The organism is Vibrio sp. CyArs1, assembly GCF_022432925.1.
Lineage (GTDB): Bacteria > Pseudomonadota > Gammaproteobacteria > Enterobacterales > Vibrionaceae > Vibrio > Vibrio mediterranei.
Window position 1 is genome coordinate 123,759 of the sequence record NZ_JAKRBO010000002.1, and the last position, 26,537, is coordinate 150,295.

Annotated in this window: 23 protein-coding genes and 1 pseudogene; 16 read left to right on the plus strand and 8 right to left on the minus strand. The window is 43.4% G+C overall.

The window, feature by feature from the left end; all coding sequences use genetic code 11:
• Positions 1-3 precede the first annotated feature (3 nt).
• Both MMA19_RS07245 and MMA19_RS07250 read right to left on the minus strand, forming a co-directional pair.
• A complete protein-coding gene (locus tag MMA19_RS07245; protein WP_062460461.1) occupies positions 4-882 on the minus strand; it encodes a mechanosensitive ion channel domain-containing protein in 879 nt (292 codons plus the stop codon).
• Positions 883-890: 8 nt separating this feature from the next.
• Positions 891-3,233: an ATP-binding protein gene (locus MMA19_RS07250; protein ID WP_236110647.1), complete on the minus strand. Its 2,343-nt coding sequence runs from the start codon at positions 3,231-3,233 to the stop codon at positions 891-893.
• Positions 3,234-3,481: 248 nt separating this feature from the next.
• On the opposite strand from MMA19_RS07250, the gene MMA19_RS07255 reads away from it, so the two are divergent.
• The gene (locus MMA19_RS07255; protein WP_240205887.1) at positions 3,482-5,068 is read left to right on the plus strand and encodes an ABC-F family ATPase; all 1,587 of its coding nucleotides are present in this window, start codon (positions 3,482-3,484) and stop codon (positions 5,066-5,068) included.
• Between the two features lie 121 nt (positions 5,069-5,189).
• Here the strand turns inward: MMA19_RS07255 and MMA19_RS07260 are convergent, their stop codons facing one another.
• On the minus strand, positions 5,190-6,017 hold the full coding sequence (locus tag MMA19_RS07260) for a formate dehydrogenase accessory sulfurtransferase FdhD (protein ID WP_038223221.1): 828 nt from the start codon (positions 6,015-6,017) through the stop codon (positions 5,190-5,192).
• A 103-nt stretch (positions 6,018-6,120) separates the two neighbouring features.
• Here MMA19_RS07260 and MMA19_RS07265 point away from each other — a divergent pair, with 103 nt between their 5' ends.
• The 11 genes and pseudogenes from MMA19_RS07265 (at position 6,121) to cobB (ending at position 17,501) form a co-directional block, all read left to right on the plus strand.
• Complete coding sequence (locus MMA19_RS07265) at positions 6,121-6,612, plus strand: DUF3305 domain-containing protein (RefSeq protein WP_240205888.1); 492 nt, start codon at positions 6,121-6,123, stop codon at positions 6,610-6,612.
• Positions 6,602-7,192: a DUF3306 domain-containing protein gene (locus MMA19_RS07270; RefSeq protein ID WP_240205889.1), complete on the plus strand. Its 591-nt coding sequence runs from the start codon at positions 6,602-6,604 to the stop codon at positions 7,190-7,192. The genes MMA19_RS07265 and MMA19_RS07270 overlap by 11 nt, the downstream gene beginning before the upstream one ends.
• Before the next feature lie 256 nt (positions 7,193-7,448).
• The gene (locus MMA19_RS07275; RefSeq protein WP_240205890.1) at positions 7,449-9,110 is read left to right on the plus strand and encodes a 4Fe-4S dicluster domain-containing protein; all 1,662 of its coding nucleotides are present in this window, start codon (positions 7,449-7,451) and stop codon (positions 9,108-9,110) included.
• Between the two features lie 12 nt (positions 9,111-9,122).
• Complete coding sequence (locus MMA19_RS07280) at positions 9,123-9,746, plus strand: molecular chaperone TorD family protein (protein WP_006075144.1); 624 nt, start codon at positions 9,123-9,125, stop codon at positions 9,744-9,746.
• 56 nt (positions 9,747-9,802) lie between these two features.
• A complete protein-coding gene (locus tag MMA19_RS07285) occupies positions 9,803-10,021 on the plus strand; it encodes a transcriptional initiation protein Tat (RefSeq protein WP_006075145.1) in 219 nt (72 codons plus the stop codon).
• 9 nt (positions 10,022-10,030) lie between these two features.
• Positions 10,031-12,886 carry a formate dehydrogenase subunit alpha gene (locus MMA19_RS07290; RefSeq protein WP_006075146.1) on the plus strand — a complete coding sequence of 952 codons (2,856 nt, stop codon included), beginning with the start codon at positions 10,031-10,033 and terminating at the stop codon, positions 12,884-12,886.
• A gap of 11 nt (positions 12,887-12,897) precedes the next feature.
• Positions 12,898-13,506, plus strand: a complete 609-nt coding sequence (gene fdh3B / locus MMA19_RS07295; RefSeq protein WP_006075147.1) for a formate dehydrogenase FDH3 subunit beta — start codon at positions 12,898-12,900, stop codon at positions 13,504-13,506.
• 11 nt (positions 13,507-13,517) lie between these two features.
• A pseudogene (locus tag MMA19_RS07300) lies at positions 13,518-14,513 on the plus strand (formate dehydrogenase subunit gamma); the annotation flags it as partial.
• 97 nt (positions 14,514-14,610) lie between these two features.
• Positions 14,611-15,042 carry a hypothetical protein gene (locus MMA19_RS07305; protein ID WP_006075149.1) on the plus strand — a complete coding sequence of 144 codons (432 nt, stop codon included), beginning with the start codon at positions 14,611-14,613 and terminating at the stop codon, positions 15,040-15,042.
• Between the two features lie 333 nt (positions 15,043-15,375).
• The gene (locus MMA19_RS07310; protein WP_088877323.1) at positions 15,376-16,596 is read left to right on the plus strand and encodes an ammonium transporter; all 1,221 of its coding nucleotides are present in this window, start codon (positions 15,376-15,378) and stop codon (positions 16,594-16,596) included.
• A gap of 167 nt (positions 16,597-16,763) precedes the next feature.
• Positions 16,764-17,501, plus strand: coding sequence for a Sir2 family NAD+-dependent deacetylase (gene cobB / locus MMA19_RS07315; RefSeq protein ID WP_006075151.1), 738 nt, complete (start codon positions 16,764-16,766; stop codon positions 17,499-17,501).
• Positions 17,502-17,578: 77 nt separating this feature from the next.
• Here cobB and MMA19_RS07320 read toward each other — a convergent pair whose 3' ends face one another.
• The 5 genes from MMA19_RS07320 to potA all read right to left on the minus strand — a co-directional run bounded on the left by MMA19_RS07320 (position 17,579) and on the right by potA (position 22,720).
• Complete coding sequence (locus MMA19_RS07320; RefSeq protein ID WP_006075152.1) at positions 17,579-18,616, minus strand: extracellular solute-binding protein; 1,038 nt, start codon at positions 18,614-18,616, stop codon at positions 17,579-17,581.
• A 239-nt stretch (positions 18,617-18,855) separates the two neighbouring features.
• Positions 18,856-19,890 carry an extracellular solute-binding protein gene (locus tag MMA19_RS07325; RefSeq protein ID WP_006075153.1) on the minus strand — a complete coding sequence of 345 codons (1,035 nt, stop codon included), beginning with the start codon at positions 19,888-19,890 and terminating at the stop codon, positions 18,856-18,858.
• Between the two features lie 103 nt (positions 19,891-19,993).
• Positions 19,994-20,764: a spermidine/putrescine ABC transporter permease PotC gene (potC, locus tag MMA19_RS07330; protein ID WP_006075154.1), complete on the minus strand. Its 771-nt coding sequence runs from the start codon at positions 20,762-20,764 to the stop codon at positions 19,994-19,996.
• Positions 20,764-21,621, minus strand: coding sequence for a spermidine/putrescine ABC transporter permease PotB (potB, locus tag MMA19_RS07335; RefSeq protein ID WP_006075155.1), 858 nt, complete (start codon positions 21,619-21,621; stop codon positions 20,764-20,766). The genes potC and potB overlap by 1 nt, the downstream gene beginning before the upstream one ends.
• Entirely contained in the window at positions 21,605-22,720 is a 1,116-nt protein-coding gene (gene potA / locus MMA19_RS07340; RefSeq protein ID WP_038230549.1) for a spermidine/putrescine ABC transporter ATP-binding protein PotA, read from the minus strand. Before potA ends, potB begins: the two co-directional genes overlap by 17 nt.
• A 336-nt stretch (positions 22,721-23,056) precedes the next feature.
• On the opposite strand from potA, the gene MMA19_RS07345 reads away from it, so the two are divergent.
• The 4 genes from MMA19_RS07345 to ttcA all read left to right on the plus strand — a co-directional run bounded on the left by MMA19_RS07345 (position 23,057) and on the right by ttcA (position 26,465).
• A complete protein-coding gene (locus MMA19_RS07345) occupies positions 23,057-23,920 on the plus strand; it encodes a hypothetical protein (RefSeq protein ID WP_006074477.1) in 864 nt (287 codons plus the stop codon).
• Positions 23,913-24,710, plus strand: coding sequence for a glucosaminidase domain-containing protein (locus tag MMA19_RS07350; protein ID WP_240205891.1), 798 nt, complete (start codon positions 23,913-23,915; stop codon positions 24,708-24,710). The genes MMA19_RS07345 and MMA19_RS07350 overlap by 8 nt, the downstream gene beginning before the upstream one ends.
• A gap of 3 nt (positions 24,711-24,713) precedes the next feature.
• Positions 24,714-25,370: a DUF2987 domain-containing protein gene (locus MMA19_RS07355; RefSeq protein WP_236110652.1), complete on the plus strand. Its 657-nt coding sequence runs from the start codon at positions 24,714-24,716 to the stop codon at positions 25,368-25,370.
• A gap of 201 nt (positions 25,371-25,571) precedes the next feature.
• Positions 25,572-26,465: a tRNA 2-thiocytidine(32) synthetase TtcA gene (gene ttcA, locus MMA19_RS07360; RefSeq protein ID WP_006074480.1), complete on the plus strand. Its 894-nt coding sequence runs from the start codon at positions 25,572-25,574 to the stop codon at positions 26,463-26,465.
• Positions 26,466-26,537 lie beyond the last annotated feature (72 nt).

The following is a 26,537-nucleotide window of genomic DNA, read 5'->3' on the forward strand; positions in this document are numbered from 1 at the left end:
TTGTTAGCTTGATCTGACAGCGATTTGTGGTGGGTTAATACCATGCTTTTTAAATTCTTCCATAACTCTCAGAGTAATATCAGTTTCAAATAGTTTCTCGTAAGCGGTATCAACAACATACGCCTTACAAGTCAACTGAATCGCTAGATAATTGTCAGTGATGGTCTGTTTCACTAGAACGGTAACAGGTTTAGGCAGGTGAATGTAACGACTAGAGGAGGCCGCTTCTTGAATCAAGTTTCTCGCCAAGACGATATCTTCATTCATTCCAATATAGAACGGAATCACAACTTGCATATCGAGTGCACCGTAGTTTCCGCTAACCGTCACCTCATTAAGGAACTTGTTGTTTGGAATGGTAATGATGTCATCATTTAATGTTCTCATACGCACAGAACGCAGCCCTATAGTCAAAATGTCGCCATAGTTACCTTCGAATGTGACGCGGTCACCTACTTGGAAAGGTCGGTCAATCATCACTGTTAGGCCTGCAATAAAGGAGGCTGCAAGGTCTTTCATCGCGAAACCTACCGAAACGGCAAGCGTACCACCTATAAGGGCAAGAATGTGGTCGTTAATTCTAAAGCTCAACATGAAAACTACGATACCAGCGGTCATGTAGATGAAGAATTGTAAGAAGGACTGTAGCTTTTGCAATAGCATTCGATATTGCACGAACTGACTACCAATGCTGTCCACCAAGGAGTTCATAAACTTAATCAGCAACCAAGTTGCCATTATGATGATGACACTGAGAACGACACCGGACCAACGAATCAAGGTGGCAAATTGAGTAATACTGTCCACAGAAGCTACTTCTTCATTGGCAAAGCTGACAGAAGGCAGTAATAACAAAACAATGATGTAGATAAGCTGTTTCATGTAACCTTCTATTTAACCAGCAAATGTTGGCGATCCAACACGTTAGTAATGTGTCTAAACCAGTGATCGGAAATACGAGCCTTGTCCTCTTTCCACTCTATGTAACCTCGGCTTTGAAAATAACGCAATGTGCCAATAACTTCAGAGATAGTAAGTTGGGTGCAGTCGGACACATCCTCAGGAGAAGCTGCTTCCAGTTGAACGATGGAGCGTAGTATGGCCAACATCGGTTTTGGCATTTTATCGAGTTCTTCGGATTCAGGAGCATGAAAGAGGCGGACTACTACGGCATCGGTGTCTTTATTTCGTCGTAGTGAGAACCTAAAGAAACGCAAAGCAACCGTCGGGTTGCCATCGGAGTAATGCCACAAAATACGGTAGAAACCTTGTTTCGCTCGATCTTCTTCAGACTCACTATCGTTATCCCATTGCTTAGGCACAACAAGACCTTCAAAGCCAACCTTATGCTCGGGGCCTTGGTTAATTCGGCTATCTAACAAAGCGCCAATTTGCTCTTCTGACCATTTAGGAAGAAATGCAACCCAATCGAAAAGCAGACGCTCACCTCTGGCTCTATCAACAAATCGCCAACTAGCCTTCTCAATGGAAAACACCGCTCTATGGCTCTTTTTGGAACGACGCAGTAAATTGGTAAAGCGGATGAGATCGTTGAGTCCGCCCACCTTGGGCTTTACGAGTCTTTGGCAGTTATCAATTGCGATAAGATAATTGGTATTGCTTTTACGCAAATGACTGAGGATTTTCATTTCGCTTGCGTCTTCTTCCAATCCAATGCTTACAGCAAAGTGAATTAATAGCTGGTTATAACCTGCTAGAGGGCAGTTTACATAAACTGGCTCAGCGTTTTTTACTTTATGCAATACCTGCTTCAGAAGCCTAGTTGCCCCAACACCTCGTTCGCCAGTGATGACGCATATAGCAGGGCTATTGGTGAGCAGGTATTTTGACAGTTGTTGAAATTCATCTTTGGCATATTCTACTAAAGGACTGAAATCATCGCCGGGTAGGACATAATCAAACGCAGAATCTCCTTTAATTCGAACTAGGTTACTGTCTGCACTGCTACCGGTTTGTTTTGCGACCTCTATTTTAAATAGGTAGGTGAGTCCCTGATTGAATACCGTATATTGAGATAAGAGCCCAATAAGGCGGTTTTTAAGGTGATGCAGTGCAATCCATAACGTCGCGAGTGAGGTGGCGATGAGGCCGACTATAAATATATCTTTTTTACTTGTCGCCCATGTCACCCATAGTGGCTTCTCGGAGATCTTCTCTAACGAACTAAAAACAGTATCTTTCCACATTACGATTACCGTGATGGTAATCAACGCGAACCACAAAGAAAAAAAGCTCGATATCCAGTAATAAATGGTTCCTTTGCCAAGAGTTTGAGCCGCTATTTGCAATACAAGACCCGCAACGATAAAGCTCCAAACGTAACGTCTAACAGTGGAAAGTCGTAGTGCGACGATCTCTTTACTGGTCGCGAAGCTATTGCGATGAACAAACTCCAAAATAAAGGAGATCGCAATAGAGCCTCCAAGTATCCACCAAGTAAATAACTCTAGATATGACAGTTGAGATAACGCTTCGATGCTACTAAGAACACGTAAAGAGACAGTAATAGCGATCAACCAAGCAATTGCTATACTTGCACGACCAAGATACCAGATAAATCGAACCCAAATCGGTGGCTTGCCTACCACAGATGCAACATGTGATTTTAGTTGATCAAATAATCGCCTTTGATTAGTCAGCCACCACATTAGAACGCAATAAATAAAGAATACCTTGATACCTACCCAAATAACGGGGACAGGGGAGATAAATATCTCCGTCACCAGGGTCTTCAAACTTCTTAACTGAAAGAAGATAAAGTATTCGGCGTTCAGAGTGGTAATACGCCACTCTTGTTTAAACTGAGTTACGCCATCTGGACCGAACCCGGTGAGTTGATCGAATGTCTTGTCTGAGGCGAGTTCTAACAAAGTTTGTTTACTATGGCTCAAACTGTTAAGTGTGAGATATTGCGTTTCAACGTCAAACCAATGTTCGTCAGTTACATCATCGCGAAACACCGCAAGTGCTTCATCGTAAGACAAGATTTCACGATCTTGTTGATCTAACGTATAAGCGAGTAGACGTCTTACCTTATTGTTGTCTTGAGGCGTTAAGAATAACTTCGCAGGTAACGCAGCGATTTCAGTAGCCAGTGATTGGGCGTCTTCAGAGGGGACAGGATTATCGTCATCTTGGTAATCCCATCGTGCAGAGGCTGGAAAGCTAAGGCAAAGCGTTAACACTGCTATCCAGAGAGATTTATTGATCATTATTAGCACACCACTGTTCGTAACTAGTTGTAACTATTTAAATTCTTAATTTAGTGTAGTTAGCGTCGCCACACTCTGCACGTGACAGCCGATAAAAAGATAGAGAATATTGCTTCACAGCTAAAAAGATGCACGTCTAGTCACCAGAATCCTACGCATCAATAGGGCGGGAATGCAGTTGTCACTTGCATCTGAAGGCAAGAGACTGTAGGGTTGCGCAGTTTTGTTTAATCTCAAAGGTAACGCTTGTGCTATCAACCGCAAATATCACTCAACAGTTTGGTGCTAAACCACTGTTTGAAAACATTTCTATCAAGTTTGGCGAAGGTAACCGTTATGGTCTGATCGGCGCGAATGGCTGTGGTAAGTCTACATTCATGAAAATCTTGAGCGGCGAGTTGGAGCCAACAAGCGGTAACGTTTCTTACGACCCTAACGAGCGAGTAGCAAAACTAAACCAGGACCAATTCGCCTATGAAGAGTTCACGGTTGTAGACACTGTTATTATGGGTCACAAAGAACTTTGGGCCATCAAGCAAGAACGTGACCGTATTTATTCTTTGGCTGAAATGAGCGAAGAAGAAGGGATGAAAGTTGCGGACCTTGAAGTTCAGTTTGCTGAGCTTGATGGTTATATGGCGGAAGCAAAAGCAGGAGAACTGCTACTTGCGGTTGGTATTCCTGAAGAACAACACTTTGGATTAATGAGTGAAGTTGCTCCAGGTTGGAAGTTGCGTGTTCTATTGGCGCAAGTGCTGTTTGCAGACCCACACATCATGCTACTTGACGAACCAACCAATAACTTGGATATGGATACGATTCGTTGGCTAGAGCAGGTACTTAACCAACGTAATTGCACCATGATTATCATTTCGCACGACCGTCACTTCTTAAACAGCGTGTGTACACATATGGCTGATTTGGATTACGGTGAGCTACGTGTTTATCCGGGTAACTATGATGAATACATGTTTGCAGCTACACAAGCTCGTGAACGTCTGTTAGCTGATAACGCTAAGAAGAAAGCTCAAATTGCTGATTTACAAACGTTTGTTTCTCGTTTCTCAGCTAACGCATCGAAAGCGAAGCAAGCGACTTCTCGTGCTAAGCAAATCGATAAGATTCAGTTAGAAGAAGTGAAAGCGTCAAGCCGTCAAAACCCATTTATCCGCTTTGATCAAGAAAAAGAGCTGTTCAGAAATGCTTTGAACGTGGAAAACCTATCTAATGGTTTTGAAGAGGTATTGTGGTCTGACTTTAACGCTATCTTTGAAGTTGGCGAGCGTGTTGCAATCATCGGTGAGAATGGTGTAGGTAAAACAACGCTACTTAACACGTTAGCCGGTGAACTTGAACCGAAAACGGGTGAGTTTAAATGGTCAGAAAATGCCAATATCGGTTACTACGCCCAAGACCATGCTCATGATTTTGAAGAAGACATGAACCTGACTGATTGGATGGGTCAGTGGCGACAAGAAGGCGATGATGAGCAAGTGGTACGTAGTTTCTTAGGACGGATGTTGTTTGGCCAAGATGATATTAAAAAGTCAGTAAAAGTGCTGTCTGGTGGTGAGCAAGGTCGTATGCTTCTAGGTAAACTTATGATGCATAAGCCGAACATGTTGTTGATGGATGAACCAACTAACCACATGGATATGGAATCTATCGAATCCTTAAACTTGGCATTAGAAAACTATAAAGGTACGCTGTTTTTCGTATCACATGACCGTCAGTTTGTATCGTCAATCGCGACACGTATTCTCGAAATCAAAGACAACAAGATCTCGGATTTCAAAGGCACATACGAAGAGTTCTTAAAAGCTCGCGGTGTTTAATCATCTAGAGTACTGACCTCAGAGTCGTAATTCCTAAGTAAAACAGGAACCTCTTATAGCGACATTCGAACCAAACAAAAAGGAGTCCTAGGACTCCTTTTTTTGATATCTCAAGCAACTATTATGCTTGCTCACCTTTCACATCAAACTCAATCTTCTCCGCCCCAGTAAACACTTGAAAACGTAGCCCCTTAGCTCGAGCAATGGTGGTAATACCAAATTGTTTAGCAAGGTCTAAGCCCATTTGAGTAACGCCAGAGCGAGATAACAGGACTGGAATACCCATCTGTGCCACTTTGATAACCATCTCTGAGGTCAAACGTCCTGTGGTGTAAAAAATCTTATCCTCACCGGTTTCTTGGTTTATCCACATTTCTCCGGCAAGTGTGTCTACGGCATTGTGTCGACCAACATCTTCCACGAATGACAGTACTTTATCTTGTTGGCAAATAGCACATCCGTGAACGGCCCCCGCTTTTTTGTAGGTGTCGTTGTAGTGCGTTAGTGCTTCTAAAGTCGCATAGATTTGAGACTGTTTTAGAGGCGTTTGCGGAACTTGATAACCTTCGAGCTGTTTCATCACATTGCCGTACATTGTGCCTTGACCACAACCTGAAGTGACGGTTTTTTTCTTCAACGCTTCGTCGAGGAAATCGGTATTTTCTTTGGTAATGACGGCAGCAGAGTGAGTTTCCCAGTCGATTATCAATGATTCAATGGCATCAGGGTCAGACAAGAAACCTTGGTTTTTCAGATACCCCAGAACTAATGAGTCTGGCCTTGAGCCAAGAGTCATAAGAGTGACGATCTCTTTCCAGTTCAGCATAACGGTAAGAGGTCGTTCACAGGCAATCTGTTTGGTTAGCTTTTCTCCATATTCGTCATAGACATCGACTTCAATGGTCTGTAGGGGATTTTCGCTTGTTCTAATAATGTTGGGTTTAACCACGCGTTTATCCTTTTTGTTGGTCGCTAGCATGAGGCTATTGGCTTGATTATTGCTAAGATTGATTAAGTAAGCAAATACCAAACGCTAAAATTAGGGACATGAAATGCATCCAGAATCACCTGAATCCATTCCTAACCAAGATTCTTTGGTAGACGGTCTGATTATCGAGAAAAACGAGCATCAATGGCCGCTACAAATCGATCTTTCCATCGTTGAAAAACAAGTGGGTCGCTGGACGACAACACAGCGAGAACTCGATGGATTTAAATTAGAAGTTACAGATATCAGCAAGCCTCATGCCACTTTGGAGCTTTATCGCGACGAGCGTACTGATTACCGATTTAACTTGAGCTCGCAAAATCCAATGTTGTTCGTTGTTTTAGATTCACATGAGGAAACCAGTTTAACGCCAATTATGGTTACGGCTTCACAGGCAGTTGCTGGCTCATTTATGGACGGTGATTATCTTGTGTTGTCAAAACCAATACCATTACCCATTCAAGCTTGGATGGAGGCTTTCATAGGTCGTCATGGAGAGTTATTGGAAGTGAGACGTAAAAAGCGTAAAGGAGCGGGGCGTTCAAGTGGCCAGTAGTTTTCTATCACGTTGGTCGCAGCGCAAGCTCGACGAGAATAAAGACGAATTAGAGCTCGACGCATTGCCAGAAAGCAATGAAGCTGATGCGGTCGCTGAGGGTAACGTAGAGTCAGAAGTTGAGCGAGAGCAAGCAGAACATGAAGAGTGCAGTTCGGAAGGTGAAAAGTCACTCGATTCTGAGGTTCCTGAGAAACCCGAAGAGCTTTCAGTCTCTCAATTACTGGCTAATCCAGAGGTAGATAAAGCTGTCAAAAAGGCAGCACTGCGTAAGATGTTCATGAGTCCTGAATATAATGTTGTAGATGGACTCAACGATTATGACCATGATTATTCAGCGGTAAAACCGTTGGCGTCTGATGTGGCTGAAACATTGCGTGGCTGGATAAAAAATGTGGCGGATGAGACAGATCCTCAAGAACCAGTTGCTTCAGCTCAACCTGAACAAGACCACAAAGACATCGAAACTCTACACACAGAAACTGAAGGGCAGGATGATATAGAGAAGTCTGAGGCGGATGCAGATTATTTCGACAACCAAGGTTTTGATGACCACGAACCAAATGACAAGACTTCGTAATCAATTGATTATGAGACAAAATTTACCACACAAAATATAGGTACATTTTGTCTCATAATATTTTCTCACCAAATGAGACATTTTGTCTCACGCGACATTTCTCCCTAATTTTCACAATGGTATTTAAGCTAATTTACTAATAAATCAGTAAATTTGGCTTTTGTACGAGTTGGAACAGATATTGCAAATAGTGATATATGGTTCATATAAAACCAATAGCTATGGAGCGTCAAGACTCCTGCACTGGAAGCAAGCAATGATAAAACAACTATTACAACAATCGACGACTCAAAATGGGCGCGCCAGAAGTTTCGCGTTTGAAAATACCGTTGAATTGTCGAATCTCATACCACCCACTGTGAGTTATGAAAGTCACGGTGATACATTAATCGTTGGTCCTACTGCCATCATAACAAGTACCGCTGAGCAGCTGTCTACTATGCATTCAGTCACTTTGTTATCGACAGATGGAGAACCATCGGACAACGGTAATCTCTATTACGCCGATAGTATCGAAATTTCCGGGTTTCTCGGAACCTTCAGTGTCCACATTCAAAATAATCAATCAGCGGTTAATCTTGCTGAAGTCTCCATTGGCCGTGATGTGTTTGATGTGGTTCTGGACTTATCTCTAAATGGCTGTATGTCGGAAGAAGTGCCTGTCCCGGGTTATTATCCAGTGGGGCGCGGGTATCCTAAACTTGCTGATGCTCTGGAGGAAATACCAGGGCTAATGGGTACGTTCGATAAGCCAAAGTTCTTTCGACTTAATACGGATTTGTGCGCGCATAGCTCTCGAGGCGTTAAAGGCTGCGAGCGTTGCGTGGATGCATGTCCAGCAGGTGCATTAAGTAGTGAAGGTAATGATAAGATCGGCCATAAGATCGAAATTAACCCTTACCTATGCCAAGGCGTTGGAACTTGTGCAACCGCTTGTCCAACCGAAGCCATTCACTATGCGCTGCCAACCCCTCAGGAGACGCAGAAGTTTATCGAACGAACTCTCGCTAACTACCATAACCAAGGTGGGGAGAAAGCGATTGTCCTTATCTGCAGCTCTCGCCACGAATCTTACAACGTTATGGCCTTGAATGTCCTTCCTGACAATGTAATTCCCGTTGTTGTCGAAGAATTACCTTCTGTGGGTATAGATACTTGGTTTGCAGCCTTGGTAAATGGCGCAACACAAGTGCTGTTTGCTGCTAGTAAGCATATGCCGGAAACGATTCAAACGGTGTTAAATCGCGAAGTGGGTATGGCTCAGCAACTGCTTGATAGTTTGGGTTTGGCCCGTGAAACCATCGACATTCTTTATCTTGAGTCTTTAAGAGAAGGGCTTCCGACTCTTACTGAAGAAGACCTTGGTCTTAGACTCGGTGATATTCAAGGTGATAAAAGGGCGCGTTTGTACCACGCTCTTGATGCCTTAGTAGAACAGCGCCACGTTGAACAGAGCATCTTGCCACTACCAACGACCGCACCATACGGCACTGTAGAGTGTGTCACAGACAAATGTACGTTATGTATGGCTTGTGTGGCCGTTTGCCCAACCAAAGCATTACACAACGATGGTGATCGACCAGCCTTAGACTTTATAGAACAAGATTGTATTCAGTGTGGCATGTGTGAAAAAGCCTGTCCTGAATCTGCTTTGTCGTTAACCCAACGTATCAATTGGGACAGTGAATCCCGCCGCTCAGCTGTGGCGCTTCATGAAGAAAAAGCGGCCGAATGCCTGCGCTGCGGTAAACCATTTGCTCCTCAATCCATGATAACAATGCTACAAGATAAGTTACGCGGTCACTCACATTTTGATAATGAAGAGTCACTAAGACGTATCGCTATGTGTGAAGACTGTCGAGTGGTGGATGTGTTTGAAAGCATGGCAGAAAACCCATCTGAGCAACTGAAATACTAGGAAGAAATGTCAATGGATAACGAATACAACGAGCTTAGAAGTGACATTTATTTGCTTATCTCAACGCTTTGTCGTGGAGCACCAGAACGTGAAACGATCGATTTTCTATCGTCCTTAGAGATCGAAGTTGGGATCAATCAAATGACGGCGGCTTGGGAACTGCTTTCTAAAGCAGCTCAAAAAGCTGAAGTCAGTGCTTTAGAAGATGAATATCAAGATTTGTTTATAGGAGTAGGAAGAGGTGAAGTTGTCCCTTTCGCTTCTTGGCACCTGACAGGTTCTTTGATGGAGAAGCCTTTAGCACTAATTAGACACGACCTAAATCAACTGGGTTTGGAGCGAGATGAATCCGTCAAAGAGCCGGAAGATCATATCTCAGCAATCAGTGAAGTGATGGCGTATTTGATCAGTCAAAACCAAGAAGAGCAAGCGAAGGCGTTTTTCAATAAACACCTTTCTCCTTGGTATCAAGATTTGTGTAGACAGATTGATTGCGCAAAAAGTGCGCAGTTTTACCGAGCTGTTTCTACACTTATGGAAGCGTTTTTCGATGTGGAGCAGGTGAAATATGCTGAAAGCATAAGCTCTACGCAGACGAAAATGAAGATAGACGTTAAGAACATAACCACGAAGTAATGTCCGCGAACTAGAGATGCCATCTCACGGATAGGCATCCACTCAGGGAGCAATATATGAGCAAAGCAAAACAAAACGGCGAACAGCCACAACTTAATGAAGGTCGCAGAAATCTCTTAAAGGGGTTAACGACAGCGGCTGTAGCCGGAGCCGTAATTTCTGGCACTGCGAAAGCAGCAACAAATACTGAACTTGTTGATGTTAAGCAGGATGACCAAGACAAAAGTGGTTATCGTGAAACGCAACACGTCAAAGACTATTACGACACACTCTAGGAGCATCTCATGAAATTGACCAAACGCTCCGAGAGCGTCAGCAAAAATGAAAACAAGTTAGGTCTAAGCCGCCGAGCTTTCATGCGCAATTCATCCATTGCCGCTGGTGGTTTAGCGGCAGGTGCCTATACGTTTGCACCAGGAATGATTAAAAAAGCCGAAGCGAAAGAAGTGCCAATCGATGCGAAAACAGAAGTAAAACGTACTATCTGTTCTCACTGCTCGGTAGGTTGCGGTGTATACGCAGAAGTTCAAAATGGCGTTTGGACCGGCCAAGAACCCGCTTTTGATCACCCTTTTAACGCCGGCGGTCACTGTGCGAAAGGCGCTGCTTTGCGTGAGCACGGACATGGCGAACGTCGTCTAAAATACCCGATGGTATTGGAAGGTGGTAAGTGGAAAAAGCTCTCTTGGGACGAAGCTATCGAACAGATTGGTAACAAGGTCCTTGAAATCCGCAAAGAGTCGGGCCCTGATTCGGTTTATTGGTTGGGCAGTGCTAAGCACAACAATGAACAAGCCTATATGTTCAGAAAGATGGCATCGCTTTGGGGTACGAATAACGTCGACCACCAAGCCCGTATTTGTCACTCTACAACCGTATCAGGTGTTGCAAACACTTGGGGTTACGGTGCGATGACGAACTCTTTCAATGACATGCATAACTGTAAATCTATGCTGTTCATTGGTTCTAACCCAGCAGAAGCGCACCCTGTTGCAATGCAGCACATTCTGATCGCTAAAGAAAAGAATGGATGTAAGATTGTTGTTGCGGACCCTCGTCGAACCCGCACAGCTGCAAAATCTGATCATTTTTGCTCACTGCGTCCGGGTACCGACGTAGCGTTCATCTGGGGTATTTTGTGGCATGTCTTTGAGAACAACTGGGAAGACAAAGAGTTTATTCGCCAACGTGTATTTGGTATGGACGAAATCCGTACGGAAGTCGCGAAATGGAATCCGAAAGAAGTCGAGCGTGTAACAGGTGTGAGTGAAGCAGATGTCTACAAAGCTGCGAAGATCCTGTCTGAAAACCGTCCAGGAAGCATCATCTGGTGTATGGGTGGTACTCAACATACGACGGGTAACAATAATACTCGTGCTTACTGTGTTCTGGAGTTAGCGTTAGGTAATATTGGCCGTTCTGGCGGTGGTGCTAATATCTTCCGTGGTCACGATAACGTTCAAGGTGCAACAGACCTTGGTGTGCTATCTCATACGCTACCAGGCTATTACGGTCTAGCAGACGGCTCATGGAAGCACTGGGCTAAAGTATGGGACGTTGACTACGAATGGATCAAAGAACGTTTTGACCAAAACGAGTATCGCGGCAAGAAACCGATGAACAACATGGGTATTCCTGTTTCTCGTTGGATTGATGGTGTTCTTGAAAATAAAGACAACATCGAGCAAAACGATAATATTCGCGCAATGTTCTACTGGGGTCATGCGGTTAACTCGCAAACTCGTGGTGTTGAGATGCAAAAAGCAATGCAAAAACTCGACATGATGGTTATTGTTGACCCATATCCAACACACGCTGCGGTTATGAACAACCGTACTGATGGTGTGTATCTTCTGCCAGCAACGACTCAGTTTGAAACTCACGGCTCAGTAACAGCTTCAAACCGTTCACTTCAGTGGCGTGACCAAGTCATTGAACCTTTGTTCGACTCAAAACCTGACCACGAGATCATGTACCTTCTGACTAAGAAGCTTGGTTTTGAACAGCAGTTATTCAAGAACATTAAAGTCGAAAATAACCAGCCAAACATTGAAGACATTACTCGTGAATTCAATAAAGGTATGTGGACCATTGGCTATACCGGTCAAAGCCCAGAGCGTTTGAAACTGCATCAACAAAACTGGCATACGTTCCACAAAACTTCACTGGAAGCCGAGGGCGGTCCTATCAATGGTGAAACCTACGGTCTTCCATGGCCATGTTGGGGTACACCTGAGATGAAACACCCAGGTACTCATATTCTTTATGATACTTCGAAACCTGTGGCACAAGGTGGTGGTAACTTCCGTGCTCGCTTTGGTGTGGAATTCGAAGGTAAGAGCTTGCTTGCAGAAGACAGCTACTCGCTAGGCTGTGAACTTGAGGATGGCTATCCAGAGTTCAGCGACAAGCTCATTAAACAATTGGGTTGGTGGGGCGATCTAACACCAGAAGAGCAAGCCGCTGCAGAAGGCAAGAACTGGAAGACCGACCTATCAGGTGGTATCCAGCGCGTCGCGATTAAGCATGGTTGCATGCCATTTGGTAATGCTAAAGCTCGTACAATTGTCTGGACGTTCCCTGACCGTGTTCCTTTACACCGTGAGCCGCTTTATACGCCAAGACGTGATCTTGTTGTTGACTACCCAACATGGGATGACAGCGAATCAATTTACCGTCTACCAACCATGTATAAGTCGATTCAGGATCAGGACAAATCGGAAGAGTATCCAATCGTACTCACTTCTGGGCGTCTGGTTGAATACGAAGGTGGTGGTGAAGAAACACGTTCAAACCCTTGGCTAGCTGAACTACAACGTGAAATGTTTGTTGAAGTTAACCCTAAAGATGCCAATGACATCGGTTTTAAAGATGGTGACATGGTATGGGTTGAAGGTGCAGAGAAAGGACGAATCAAAGTCAAGGCGATGGTGACACCTCGTGTGAAACCAGGCTTGGCGTTTATTCCTTTCCACTTCGGCGGTAAGTTCCAAGGTGAAGATCTTCGTTCTAAATACCCAGAAGGTTGTGACCCTTACGTCATAGGTGAAGCAGCGAATACTGCAACAACCTATGGTTATGATCCGGTGACTCAGATGCAAGAAACTAAAGTCACTCTCTGTAACATCACGAAAGCGTAAGGAGTCATAAAATGGCTAGAATGAAATTCCTATGTGACACCAAGCGTTGTATTGAATGTAACGGCTGTGTCACTGCATGTAAAAACGAAAACGATGATGCGCTTGAGTGGGGCATCCAACGTAGACGTGTTGTAACATTAAACGACGGTCTACCTGGTGAAAACTCAATTTCGGTTGCTTGTATGCACTGTACAGACGCGCCATGTATGGCGGTGTGTCCAGCAGACTGTTTTGAGCATACTGAAGATGGCATCGTGCTTCACAACAAAGACCTTTGTATCGGTTGTGGCTATTGCTTATTTGCATGTCCATTTGGTGCTCCGCAATTCCCGAAACAAGCAGCATTTGGCGAACGCGGTAAGATGGACAAATGTACATTCTGCGCTGGCGGTCCTGAAACAGAAGACAACTCTGAAGAGGAACGCGCAAAATACGGAGCTAACCGTATAGCAGAGGGCAAGCTACCAATGTGTGCTGAATTGTGCTCAACAAAAGCATTGTTAGCGGGTGATGCGGAAAAAGTGTCTGATATCTTCCGTCAACGTGTTGTAGAGCGCGGTGCTAAGAATGCTGGCTGGACTGACGGCAATGATCTGGCTTACGACGCAACGAAAAGCTAATGGAGAGCTCTATGCCTATTTTGTTTAAAGAACAAGGTTTGCTTAGAAAATTGGCTCTCTCACTGTTGCCTTTATTGGCAGCAGTGATGCTTGTACTGTCGTTTGGAGTAAGAGCAGAAGAGAGTAAAAGCAATCAAGTCGTTAGAGGTGAGATGACGCAACTCGCGGGTGCGGATTATTGGCGTCATGTGAAAGAAGGTGTGGAAGGTACAACAACGTCTGCTTCTCCTGAACATGGTGTGTTAATCAGTACACCAGGGGAAACGTGGTTTATCCTCAAAGAGAAATGGATGTCACCTGCTGCAGCTGTCGCAATCTTTGGCAGCATCAGTATGGTGGTATTGATGTACTTCTTAGTTGGCCCTTTGAAACTAAGCGGGGCTCGTACCGGCAAAAAGCTACGTCGTTGGTCAAGAATGGACCGTGCTCTCCACTGGAGTATGGCGTTTACCTTTCTTACGTTGGCATTTAGTGGCTTAATGCTTGTTTATGGCAAACACTTTATGAAGCCTTATGTACCGACCGAGCTTTGGGGTTGGACGGTGTATCTTGCTAAGCAGTATCACAACTACATGGGACCAATATTCTTTATTCTGCTATTTGCTGTTCTATTTAAATGGTGGAGAAAGTCCATCTTTAATAAGACAGACATGCAATGGTTCATGAAACTTGGTGGGATGGTTGGTAAACATAAAGGTTCGCACCCATCTGCTGGATTCTCCAATGGTGGTGAAAAAGCGATTTACTGGTTGCTTATCTTCTTTGGAGCTATCGCGGCAGTGAGTGGTCTTATTCTCGATTTCCCTATCTTTGGACAAACGAGAAAAGATATGGAGCTATCTAACTTAGTTCACATGTTCTCAGCTCTTATACTGATTTGTGGATTCGTATTCCATATCTATATCGGTCTATTCGGTATGGAAGGGGCGTTAGAAGGTATGGTTACAGGTGACGTTGACGAAACTTGGGCAAAAGAACACCATGATCTTTGGTACGAGGAAATGAAGCAAGGTCAAAGTGGTGAAGGTACAGCGACGACAAACGAAGCCAAACCTGATTCCGTCAAACCAGAGCAGAAATTAACGTAAAGGGGTAGAGGACTTTATGCACCAACATCATAAAGGTATTTGGGTGGCGTATATCTTAAGTTTGTTTACGCCGTTTACTTTGTTACTGTCTGGCGTGATTGCCATCATTTATGCAGGTTACCGTTTAGACAAAGGTGAAGATAGCGAAGTAGTAAACTCTCACTATTATGGTTTAATTCGCACGTTCTTTTTAAACCTAACTTTCTTTGTTGTTTTAATCGTAACGGTAGCAACATCGAACGGGCTATTAAAAGGTGTGACTAACTACTGGTACAAAGCCAGTTGGATAGACCAAATTGCAAATATTATTCCTTACATTGGGATGTTATTTGCTGCTGTCGCGATTGTTATGTGGATCATTCGCATGTTCATGGGAATGAGCAAGCTGAATCAAAATATCGCGATGACATTTGGTAATACCGAACAGCCTATACAACACTTACCATAACGTCGAAAAGCTCCTTTTAAGGAGCTTTTCTTTTATCCCCTATTTCTTGGTATAACAACATTGCTACATAGTAGTGCGTACCATTTTGGTGCTATTTCACTATATTGGTGCGATTTTAAAGCCCGCGCGTCCTACCTTACTGATTAGCAAACATGTATTTATCCAAATATTCAATAACTTAGTGATTATCTTGTGTTTGGACAATAAGTGGAATGCTAATTGCCTTATACAACGTTCGAGTTTAGCGCTCCCTATTTTGGTGTGCTTAAAGAATAAGAAGCACAGATATTGTGCATTACATGGATTGAATCGTTGCAAAGGAGTAATTAGTACATGACCACTTCGGTAGAGCAGGTACATGGAGCCGTACAAACACTAACGCAAAGCTCAGACACACTATTTTTACTATTGGGCGCCATCATGGTGTTTTTAATGCACGCAGGCTTTGCGTTCCTAGAAGTGGGAACCGTTCGCCATAAAAACCAAGTAAACGCTTTGGTAAAGATACTCGCCGATTTTGGTGTCTCGGCAATCGCTTACTTTTTTATCGGTTATTGGGTTGCATACGGGGGCACTTTCTTTGCAGATGCGGAGACATTGTCACAAGGCAACGGATATGAGCTAGTGAAGTTCTTTTTCTTACTGACATTTGCCGCAGCAATCCCCGCCATTGTTTCTGGTGGTATTGCTGAGCGGGCTCGTTTTTACCCAATTCTTCTTGCCACTTTTTTTACGGTTGGTATCGTCTATCCATTATTCGAAGGTATGATTTGGAACGGTAACTTCGGATTTCAAAACTGGTTAGAACAGAGCTTTGGCGCCGGATTTCATGACTTTGCTGGTTCAGTCGTTGTACATGGCGTCGGTGGTTGGATCGCGCTGGTCGCGGTTATCTTTTTAGGAATGCGCAAAGGACGAGTTCGTGCAGGCAAGCATACTAACTTCGCACCTTCTAACATTCCTTTTTTAGCGTTAGGTGCTTGGATTCTTAGTGTTGGCTGGTTTGGCTTTAACGTCATGTCAGCGCAAACTTTGGAAGGCATCAGCGGCCTTGTTGCTATGAACTCGCTGATGGCGATGGTGGGCGGTATCTTGGCGTCACTAATTGTCGGAAGAAATGACCCTGGCTTTATCCACAATGGTCCGTTAGCTGGTTTAGTGGCTATTTGTGCAGGTTCCGATTTGATGCATCCAATTGGCGCACTAGTTACTGGTTCAGTTGCAGGAGCATTGTTTGTTTGGGTGTTCACCTACTTACAGAATAAAACTAAGATCGATGATGTATTAGGCGTGTGGCCTTTGCATGGGCTTTGCGGCGTATGGGGTGGTATCGCAGCCGGTATATTTGGGCAGCAAGCTTTGGGCGGGTTAGGGGGCGTTAGTTTCGCTTCTCAGCTTATTGGCACGGTCGCGGGCGTGGTCATTGCGGTAATCGGTGCAGGGATAGTATATGGCATTCTGGATAAAGTAGCCGGATTACGACTCTCTGAAGAAGATGAATTTAACGGAGCGGATCTGGCGATCCACAGAATATCCGCCACTAACGAAGACTAAGTACATAAGAGCACCCGAAGAAATACTTGGGTGCTCATCATATTCCCACTATCTAACTTACTGAATCTAAGTAAATTTAGACTATGGTCTAATCCCCAAAACTACTGTTGTTATTGCTTCCGTGTTACTCTTATTAAAACAACGATAAGTCAGCACAAGGAGTGTTTATGAAGTTTCCCTATAAAAATGTTGTCGTTTTAACCGGGGCAGGTATTTCGGCAGAATCAGGAATACAGACTTTTCGTGCACAAGATGGACTTTGGGAAAATCATCGCATCGAAGATGTAGCGACCCCTGAAGGATTTGCGAGAAACCCAGAGTTAGTCCAAAGCTTCTACAATCAACGACGTCAGAAGCTTCAACAAACCGATATCCGACCTAATGCGGCTCATATTGCTCTTGGGGACCTAGAAAGGCAGTTAGAGGGGACAGTAACGGTTATCACACAAAACATCGATAACCTTCATGAGCGTGGCGGTAGTGAGAATATCATCCATATGCACGGAGAGTTGCTTCGTGCTCGCTGCTCTGAGTCAGGGCAGGTCGTCGAAATGGTGAATGACATCGAAACGGGTGATTTGTGCCATTGTTGCCAGATTCCATCACAAATGCGCCCTCATATAGTTTGGTTTGGCGAAATGCCGTTAAAAATGGGTGATATCTATGCGGCATTAGAAAAAGCAGACTTGTTCATATCTATAGGTACCTCTGGGGTAGTTTATCCTGCAGCAGGTTTTGTCCATGACGCAAAAATGCATGGTGCGCATACGATTGAAATTAACTTAGAACCTAGTGCGGTTCAAAGTGAGTTTGAAGAGAAGCGCTATGGCAAGGCAAGCATAGAAGTGCCAAAACTGGTCAGAGAGATTTTAGCGTTACAGACCGAGGATAAGGCAGCTTCATAAGGTCATCGATTGTCGACTTAAATAAAAATAGCCCTCGTACTTGAGGGCTATTTTATTATTCATTGAAAAAACTGTGCTTAGTTGTCTACTTTTAGCTTTTGGAAGTACTCTTCGTACAGCGCACCAGCTTCGCCAACTTCATCTTGCCATGTACCTGAATCCATCACTTCTTGTGGTGGGAACACGTTTGGATCGTTAGCAAACTCTTTTGGAAGTAGAGGATAAGCCGTCTTAACTGGAGTCGGATAGCCAATCTCTAAAGCAATTTTCGCTGCATTTTCTGGACGCAATAAGAAGTCGATCATCTTGTGTGCAGCATCAACGTTTTTGGCACCTGAAGGGATAGCAAGACTGTCCATCCAGAAAATTGCACCTTTCTCAGGCCAAACAATATCAATTGACGCACCTTCTTGACGGGCCATGTACGCTGAACCGTTCCAAAGCATACCAAGTGACACTTCACCAGCAAGGTACGGGTTAGCAGGGAAATCAGAGTTAAACACCAAAACGTTTGGTACTAGCTTTCTTAGTTCTTCATACGCTGCTTTGATTTCGTCTGGATTTGTAGTATTCGGTGAATAACCTAATTTAGTCAATGCAATATGGAATACTTCACGAGAGTCATCCATCATCATCAACTGGCCTTCCCACTGAGGATCCCAAAGGTCATCCCAAGAGCTCACTGCTGATTTATCAAGCATGTCAGTATTGATACCAATACCGGTTGCACCCCAGATATAAGGGATTGAGTATTTGTTATCTGGATCAAAAGGTTTGTCTAAATAATTAGGATCCAAATCTTTGAAGTGAGTAAGTTTTTCTTTATCAATCTCTTGAAGCATGCCTTCTTTACGCATCTTAGACACGAAGTAGGTCGATGGTACGACAAGATCGTAACCTGAACCTTGGGTCTTTAGCTTAGCGTACATGCTTTCGTTGGATTCATAAGTAGAGTAGATGACTTTGATACCAGTTTCTTTGGTAAAGTCTTCTAGTACTTCGCTAGGAATGTATTCAGACCAGTTGTAGAAGTAAAGTTCTTCGTTGGCTGCAAACGCCGGGGTAGTGAGAAGAGTCGCCGCACAAAGTGCGCCTGCATACAATTTGCTTTTCATTACTTTTCCGTTTGTATTGGTAGACAAAGAGTCTCTAGGAGACATGACAATATAGGAAAGTAGGGGTTCCTATATTACTTTGCACGCCATCATTATTTGATGTGCATCACAACATTATATCAGTCAATGATTGAATACTCTATGTAGGAATTTACAAAAATTAAACGTTTAGAATGATATAGCAGCTCAATCATGAAAAAAGGTGGCAAATGCCACCTTTTTGTCAATTTCGCTATGAGTTACTGACCAGCTTTGAGCTTCAAGAAATAATCTTCATAAACCACAGTTTTATCACCAACAGCGTCTTGCCATTCAACGCGATCTAAGTCTTCTTGCGAAGGGAATAGAGCAGGGCTGTCCTTGAACTTTTCATTTGATGCTTTAACGGCTGTTAAGTAACCAGTATCTCGAGAAATTTGTTCAGCAATTTCAGGACGCAGCAAGAAATCTATCATCTTATGAGCTGCTTCGACGTTTCTCGCTCCAGAGCTAATTGCGAAATTGTCTACCCAACCAATGCCACCTTCTTTAGGGAATACAAGCTTGATTGGAAGTCCTTCGTTTTGCGCTGCAGCGGCTGAACCGTTCCAAAGCATGCCAACACCAACTTCGCCAGACATGTATGGTGCACCTGGGTTATCAGAGTTAAATACCAATACGTTTGGCATCAGTTTTTGTAATTCGGTGTACGCCTCGTCGATCTGTGCTTTATCCGTGGTGTTACCCGAGTAACCAAGTTTACGTAAAGCAATATGGAATACTTCACGAGTATCATCCATAAGCATCAATTGACCTTCTAGCTCCGGTTTCCAAAGGTCAGCCCAGCTAGTAAACTCTTCTGGGTCATACATGTCTGTATTGACGGCTAAACCTGTAATCGCAACGACGTGTGGAATAGAGTAGTCATTGTTAGGATCGTATGGCTTATCCAAGTAGTTAGAATCTAGGTTGCTGAAATTCGACAGCTTTGATTTGTCAATTTTCTGTAGCATACCTTCATCGCGCATTTTCGCTACGAAGTAGGTTGAAGGAACAACTAAATCGTAACCCTTGTTATGCGTTTTTAGCTTTGCATATAGAGTTTCGTTCGACTCATAAGTTGAGTAGATCACTTTAATGCCAGTTTCTTTAGTAAATTGTTCTAGGATGCTGCTATTGATATACGGCCCCCAGTTCATAAATACTAATTCTTGATCATCTTTAGCACTCGCTGCTCCTGAAAGTAGAGAGAGTGCACATGCACTACCAGCTAATAAAGTAGCCCATTTTTTCATTGACGTTAGCTCCAAAACAAACGCTGCCCGAAGGCATAGATAGAAAAAGAGCAGAATGTCTCCGCCATTCTGCTCCCGCAAATAAAATAGCGATTTTACTGATTTATTTCACTTTCTCTCTAGCAAGCAGTTGCGAGGCAACAACAAGAATTAGAGAGACAATTAACATAATGGTGGCCAGTGCATTCACCTCTGGCGAAATACCCACTTTTACCATTGAGTAGATCTTTAACGGTAGGATTTCGTAAGTCGGGCCTGTTACAAACGAGCTGACAATAACGTCATCCAATGAAAGCGTAAATGACAACAACCAACCAGCGGCAACAGCAGGTTTAGCAAGAGGCAGGATTATCTGTTTCAGGATTGTCCATTCACCCGCACCTAAGTCTTTCGCAGCTTCAAGCATTTTTACATCGAATCCCTTTAGTCGGCTGTAAACAGTGACAACAACAAAAGGAAGACAGAATGTAATATGCGCAATTAACAAGCTAAAGAAGCCAAGTTGTGCTCCCAATACTAGGAAAATAGCCAACAATGAGATTGCCATAACAATGTCAGGAGACATCATGACAATGAACAGCAGTCCACTAACCGCACCTTTACCTTTAAACTGGTAACGGAAGAGGGCAACTGCGGTTAAGCTACCAATTATCGTAGCTGCAGTTGCAGAAAACACAGCCACATTAAGTGAATGCCATGCTGCCTGCATTAAGCTGTCGTTGTTGACTAAAGCGTGATACCACTTTGTTGTCCAACCTCCCCATTTCATACCAAATTTATTGGCATTGAACGAGTTGGCAATCAATACGATGATCGGTAGATATAAGAACGCATAAACTACCGACATAAAACTAAATCTAACTACGCGTCCCATTATTCTAGCTCCACTTTACGATTCAAGAGCTTGCCTGCTCGGTAGTAGGCATACAACATTACTGCCATCGCAGCGGTAAGAGCGATACTCGTCGCAGCACCAAACGGCCAATCACGTGCATTCAAAATCTGACTCTTAATAACGTTACCAATTAGCAAGTTTTTCGCACCGCCAAGTAGGTCAGCGATATAGAACATGCCAAGTGCTGGCAACAGAACTAGCAAGCAGCCACCAATAATGCCAGGCATAGTGAGCGGCAAAATAACTTTCGTTAGCGTTTGCCATTTGTTAGCACCCAAATCTTTTGCAGCCTCAATGTATGTACCATCGAGTTTTTCGATTGCGGAGTAGAGCGGCAAAATCATAAATGGCAACAGAATATATACTAGGCCGATCATCACTGCTGTTTCGGTGTACATAATGCGTAGCGGTTTGTCGATAATGTCCAATGCCAATAAGCTTTTGTTCAAGATACCTTGTGTACCGAGCACAATCTTCAAGCCGTAAGTACGGATCAAAGAGTTAGTCCAAAAAGGTACGATGACCAGGAACAACATAAACGGACGCCATTTCTCAGGCATCTTTGCGACGATATACGCGAACGGATAGCCAATGACTAAGCAAATCAAAGTTGCAACTATCGCCATGTAGAATGAATGGAACAACACCTTGGCATAAAGTGGGTCCAACAGTCTTGCGTAGTTGTCTAACGTAAACGTCATCTCAATGAGGTTGGCTTCGTCTCGGGTTAAGAAACTGGTGCCAATGATCATCACGTTAGGAATGAGTACAAACAGTACCAACCAGCTAACGATCAGAGTGATGATGGCGTTTTGTAAATTAAATCTCTTGCTCATCTTTTAGCACCACTTCCCAGCTCTCTACCCATGTTACCGCCACTTTTTGACCTAACGAGTGGTCAACATCAGGATCATCTTCGTTAAAGAATTCGCTGACCATGACACGCATACCTGATTCTAGTTCGATAACTGAATCTAAAGTCATACCTTTATAAGTACGCTCTGCAACGTGACCAACGATACCTTTATTCTCAGATTCTTTGATCTCTTCAATGCGCAAATCTTCAGGACGCAAAAGAACTTGAAGCTTTTCTCCTGCTTCAAACGCTTTGTCGTAATAGACGATGCTCTCTTGACCTTCGATCTCTGCTTTGATGCGCTTGTCATCAATTCTCTCGCGAGCAATAGCGTTAAACACGTTAATTTCGCCAATGAAGCGCGCTACGAACAGGTTTTTAGGCTCTTCATAGATTTCGCGAGGCGAACCGTCTTGTTCAATCACACCATCACGCATTACGATAATACGGTCAGACATTGACAACGCTTCTTCTTGGTCGTGGGTAACGAAAATAAAGGTAATACCTAATTGACGTTGTAGCTGTTTAAGCTCGATCTGCATTTGCTTACGCAGTTTGTAATCAAGAGCAGATAACGATTCGTCGAGAAGCAATACTTTTGGTTTGTTAACAACTGCTCGAGCTATAGCGATACGCTGTTGCTGTCCACCAGATAGCTGATGCGGCTTACGTTGTGCCATCTTTTCAAGACGTACCATTTTTAGCGCTTCGAGAACACGTGGTTCAACTTCTGCGTTAGGTACTTTCTGCATGCGCAAACCAAATGCCACGTTTTCAAACACGGTCATATGAGGGAATAGGGCATAGCTCTGAAAAACGGTGTTTACATGCCTCTGTTCAGCAGGGACGTCCGTTACATCTTGGTCAGCTAGGGTAATTCGGCCATTATCAACCGTTTCAAAACCAGCAATCATTCGAAGTACGGTAGTTTTACCACAGCCCGAAGGACCCAAAATAGTGAGAAACTCACCATGATTAACGTTTAAGTTAAGATTCGCGATGATTTCCTTACCATCGAAACTTTTACTTACACCTGATAGCTGTACTACTGGTGTTCCTACTGAATGTTTAGCGTTCAACGTCTGTTTTTCTCCACCTTGGCCGAAATTTTATAATTGGCCGGTTGCTATACACATTTAAGGCGCGCATCATAATCACCAATTGAGTGAATTCAAAGCATTTTCTTACCTCGAAACAGAAAAAATTTTGCAGGTAAAACTAAAGATTATTTACCATACTAAGTTAAGAACTTACTGAGTCGAAATTTTCGCCTTATCAAGTGGTTAATTATCATCCAAAAAGACAAGAAAGCAAGGTTATAACAGTGATAATACATTGTTGTTCCCGCTATAATGGCGCAGCCTTTTCAACGAAGAAATTACACATTCGCGATGTGGATGTAACTTGGAAATACTATGAAAAACGATTTTGAAAGAGACTTCAATCTAGGTGGAAGCATTGAGCGCGCGGTGTCCGGCCAGTATGAACTTAAAGCCGGAGCGGTGTTTCAAGAAGCTTGGAAGCAAACCACCAAGCATTTTATGTCTTTCTCTCCTGCTATTATCGCACTGATTTTTGTGCAGTTAGGAATCTTCTATATAGCGCTGCAATTGCAACTTGGCGACCCGTCAGTGATCTTACAAGCGTTCCAAGATCCATCTCTTTTGAACGAACAAATTTTTCAAGCTATATTTGTCGCCAACTTCAGCTATGAAGTAGTAAGTGCACCGGTTTATGCAGGTATCTCGTTGATGGCAATGAGCCACGCTGCTGGACTCACTACAAAGCCACGTCATATTGCAAAAGGTCTGCAGTTTACTGTCCCAGTGATTATTGCAACTCTGTTTAGCCTTGTACTACAAGGGATGGTTAGTATGATCCTGCCGTTCTTGTCTATGTATTTATCGTTAGCTTTTAGCCAATCGATTCTGCTTATTTGTGAAAAGAAAGTTCCGCCATTGCAGTCGCTTTTACTTTCATTACGAGCAGTAAATAAAAAGATATTCGTACTAGCAGGAATTTACATTCTGTTAGTATTGATGTTTATTGCTGGGGCCATGTTCTACGGAATCGGTCTAATTTTTGTGTTGCCATTCTTCTTTCATGTAAAGGGAATCCTTTACCGAGAGATGTTTGGCATCAAACTGAAAATTGTGGCGTCTCAAGATGACAGCGGCTCAAATGACGACTCGGATCATCGTGATAACGATGACAATACGCCACCACCTCCGAGAAACGATGACAAGCCAAATAAGAATCCAGAGGTATTTGATGCGTAAGTCACGCAAAATTCTTTCAATTATCGCTCTCCTGTCGGGGAGCGCTTTTTTATTTTTCTATGAAAAACAGGATGACACTGAGCAACTAGATTCGACGTTAACGCCGATTTCTGAATCCAAACCTGACACAGCTACAATTACCGATACGCGCACCAAAAAGAAAACCTTCTTTGATTACTTACGTCCGGGTGTCGAAATAGAAAATGCACGTGTACAAAAAGAGCGCAAACGATTATTGGATATGAAAACGGCTCTACAACAAGAGAATTCACTAAGCTCAGAACAAATTGAGACCGCTAAACGATTAGGAAGGCTGTATTCGCTCGAACCCACAGAAGTGACTTTAGAATGGCTTGAAGATATGTTGCACAGGGTCGATGTCCTTCCTGAAGCTCTCGTACTTACTCAAGCAGCAAATGAATCAGCTTGGGGCACTTCTCGATTTGCTAAAGAGGCCAATAACTACTTTGGTCAATGGTGCTATAGCAAAGGTTGTGGGCTGGTTCCTTTACAAAGAAGTGAAGGTAAAACACACGAAGTTGCAAAGTTTGATTCCCCGCAAGGGTCAATTCATGGTTACTTTATGAACGTTAACCGTAATCGTGCTTACCAAGAATTGAGAGAGATTCGTGCCAACATAAGAGACAAAGAGCAAGATCCGCGAACGGAAGCCGCTGCATTGGAAATGACGAACGGATTATTGCGTTACTCAGAGCGAGGTGAGGCATACGTCAAAGACCTGCAAGCAATGATTCGTCATAATGAAGAATTCTGGACACAAAAACAATAACTTATGAAAGTAATAAATCTAGCCCTGTTGGGATTGGCGGCGAGTACATTTACGCTGCCTACGTTAGCTCAAGAATACATGTTTACCTACTCAAAGCTTTATTCGCAAATGAAGAATAATGCCAAAGAAGGCCATGAAGACGTGAAAGTCGGTTTTTTCTTTGTTGATGCAGACAACAAATCACTTTGTACAATCGAAAAAGCCTGGATGGAGAAAGAAGAACATTATGAAGATCTTCAAACGAGCGCTGCGAATGAATTACTCGTTCCTCTAGACAGTAATCTAAAGCAAGCCAACCCGTTGGTATTTGTACATACGCCGCAGGACAAGCGATGTGATTTCTCTATGGTAGTACTGACCAAACAGCCTTTATCGGGAGAAGTCTCTTACAGTGAAATAAACAACTTACTGCCTCAAATGCAGACTATGTTAGAAGACTTAGGTGGCATGTTTGCAAGTTGGTTTACTCCTGACGTAGAAGGAGTGACACTTGAGTTTGCATCTGACGTATCTGGCTCAATCGCTTTTTCTAATGGTAAAGTACAACCGATCGAGAATGGAAAAGCACAAGTCAAACTAGCGGATATTGGCGAAAATGGCTATATCACGCTTCCAGCACAGACACTGCGTGTACTGCCATATCTACCAGCAGCTAAATAAGCTTCTAAACATTCAATCCTCTTTACCTGAGAGGATTGAATCCTTCTTTATGCTACAAACCCACTTGTAAATCCGCTCACTACAACTCAACTTGAAACAACCATTTAATAATGGCAAAAAAGCTCGTATAATCCACGCCCCAGATAAACCCTTGATAGGAAATCCAACCGTCGACATCTGTCGGCAATGTGAGAGCCCGCGATGACCCAAATAGATACAAGAAAAGAAACCCTAGAATTCAACAAACTTCAAAAGCGCCTTAGAAGAAATGTTGGAAACGCGATCATAGATTACAACATGATAGAAGAGAACGATGTTGTAATGGCGTGTATTAGTGGTGGTAAAGACTCATTTGCGATGCTCGATATCCTGCTTAATCTTCAAAAAGCAGCGCCTATCAAGTTTGATGTTGTGGCCGTAAACTTAGATCAAAAACAGCCAGGGTTCCCTGAGCATATTTTGCCTGACTACTTCGAGACACTAAACATTCCATATTATATTGTGGATAAAGACACCTACTCAGTAGTGAAAGAGAAGATCCCTGAAGGCAAAACAACATGTGGTTTATGCTCTCGATTACGTCGCGGCACGCTATACTCTTTCGCTGAGAAGATTGGCGCAACGAAAATAGCATTGGGTCACCATTTAGATGACATCGTAGAAACTATGTTCCTAAATATGTTCCATGGTTCCCGTCTCAAAGCAATGCCACCAAAACTGCGTTCAGATGACGGTCGTAACGTTGTTATTCGTCCGTTGACGTACTGCCGTGAGAAAGATCTGATTCGCTACGCAGAGCATAAAGAGTTTCCTATTATTCCTTGTAACCTATGTGGGTCGCAAGAAAACTTACAGCGTCAATCAATCAAAGCCATGCTGATCGATTGGGATAAGAAAACTCCAGGGCGTGTAGAGAGCATCTTCAAATCGATTCAAAACGTTAGCCCAAGCCAGTTAGCTGATCGTGAATTATTTGACTTCGTCAACCTCCCACTTGATCGTGAAGGGGAACGAGAAGCTTATGACTTTAGCGAAGCGACAGTTTCTTCAACTAATATCGATGAATCGATGTTTATTGATGTGACCAATGTTTAGTTACGAAATCTAATCAAAATAGCGCCCCTCGTCAGAGGGGCGCTTTCTTTTCTGTAGTAGGCATTCTGAATT

What these genes read in the sequence shown, in the direction of transcription:
- MMA19_RS07245 (WP_062460461.1), bottom strand. Translation starts at nt 882, where the DNA reads ATGAAACAGCTTATCTACATCATTGTTTTGTTATTACTGCCTTCTGTC.
- MMA19_RS07250 (WP_236110647.1), bottom strand. Translation starts at nt 3,233, where the DNA reads ATGATCAATAAATCTCTCTGGATAGCAGTGTTAACGCTTTGCCTTAGC.
- MMA19_RS07265 (WP_240205888.1), top strand. Translation starts at nt 6,121, where the DNA reads ATGCATCCAGAATCACCTGAATCCATTCCTAACCAAGATTCTTTGGTA.
- MMA19_RS07275 (WP_240205890.1), top strand. Translation starts at nt 7,449, where the DNA reads ATGATAAAACAACTATTACAACAATCGACGACTCAAAATGGGCGCGCC.
- MMA19_RS07280 (WP_006075144.1), top strand. Translation starts at nt 9,123, where the DNA reads ATGGATAACGAATACAACGAGCTTAGAAGTGACATTTATTTGCTTATC.
- MMA19_RS07285 (WP_006075145.1), top strand. Translation starts at nt 9,803, where the DNA reads ATGAGCAAAGCAAAACAAAACGGCGAACAGCCACAACTTAATGAAGGT.
- MMA19_RS07290 (WP_006075146.1), top strand. Translation starts at nt 10,031, where the DNA reads ATGAAATTGACCAAACGCTCCGAGAGCGTCAGCAAAAATGAAAACAAG.
- fdh3B (WP_006075147.1), top strand. Translation starts at nt 12,898, where the DNA reads ATGGCTAGAATGAAATTCCTATGTGACACCAAGCGTTGTATTGAATGT.
- MMA19_RS07305 (WP_006075149.1), top strand. Translation starts at nt 14,611, where the DNA reads ATGCACCAACATCATAAAGGTATTTGGGTGGCGTATATCTTAAGTTTG.
- MMA19_RS07310 (WP_088877323.1), top strand. Translation starts at nt 15,376, where the DNA reads ATGACCACTTCGGTAGAGCAGGTACATGGAGCCGTACAAACACTAACG.
- cobB (WP_006075151.1), top strand. Translation starts at nt 16,764, where the DNA reads ATGAAGTTTCCCTATAAAAATGTTGTCGTTTTAACCGGGGCAGGTATT.
- MMA19_RS07320 (WP_006075152.1), bottom strand. Translation starts at nt 18,616, where the DNA reads ATGAAAAGCAAATTGTATGCAGGCGCACTTTGTGCGGCGACTCTTCTC.
- MMA19_RS07325 (WP_006075153.1), bottom strand. Translation starts at nt 19,890, where the DNA reads ATGAAAAAATGGGCTACTTTATTAGCTGGTAGTGCATGTGCACTCTCT.
- potC (WP_006075154.1), bottom strand. Translation starts at nt 20,764, where the DNA reads ATGGGACGCGTAGTTAGATTTAGTTTTATGTCGGTAGTTTATGCGTTC.
- potB (WP_006075155.1), bottom strand. Translation starts at nt 21,621, where the DNA reads ATGAGCAAGAGATTTAATTTACAAAACGCCATCATCACTCTGATCGTT.
- MMA19_RS07345 (WP_006074477.1), top strand. Translation starts at nt 23,057, where the DNA reads ATGAAAAACGATTTTGAAAGAGACTTCAATCTAGGTGGAAGCATTGAG.
- MMA19_RS07350 (WP_240205891.1), top strand. Translation starts at nt 23,913, where the DNA reads ATGCGTAAGTCACGCAAAATTCTTTCAATTATCGCTCTCCTGTCGGGG.
- MMA19_RS07355 (WP_236110652.1), top strand. Translation starts at nt 24,714, where the DNA reads ATGAAAGTAATAAATCTAGCCCTGTTGGGATTGGCGGCGAGTACATTT.
- ttcA (WP_006074480.1), top strand. Translation starts at nt 25,572, where the DNA reads ATGACCCAAATAGATACAAGAAAAGAAACCCTAGAATTCAACAAACTT.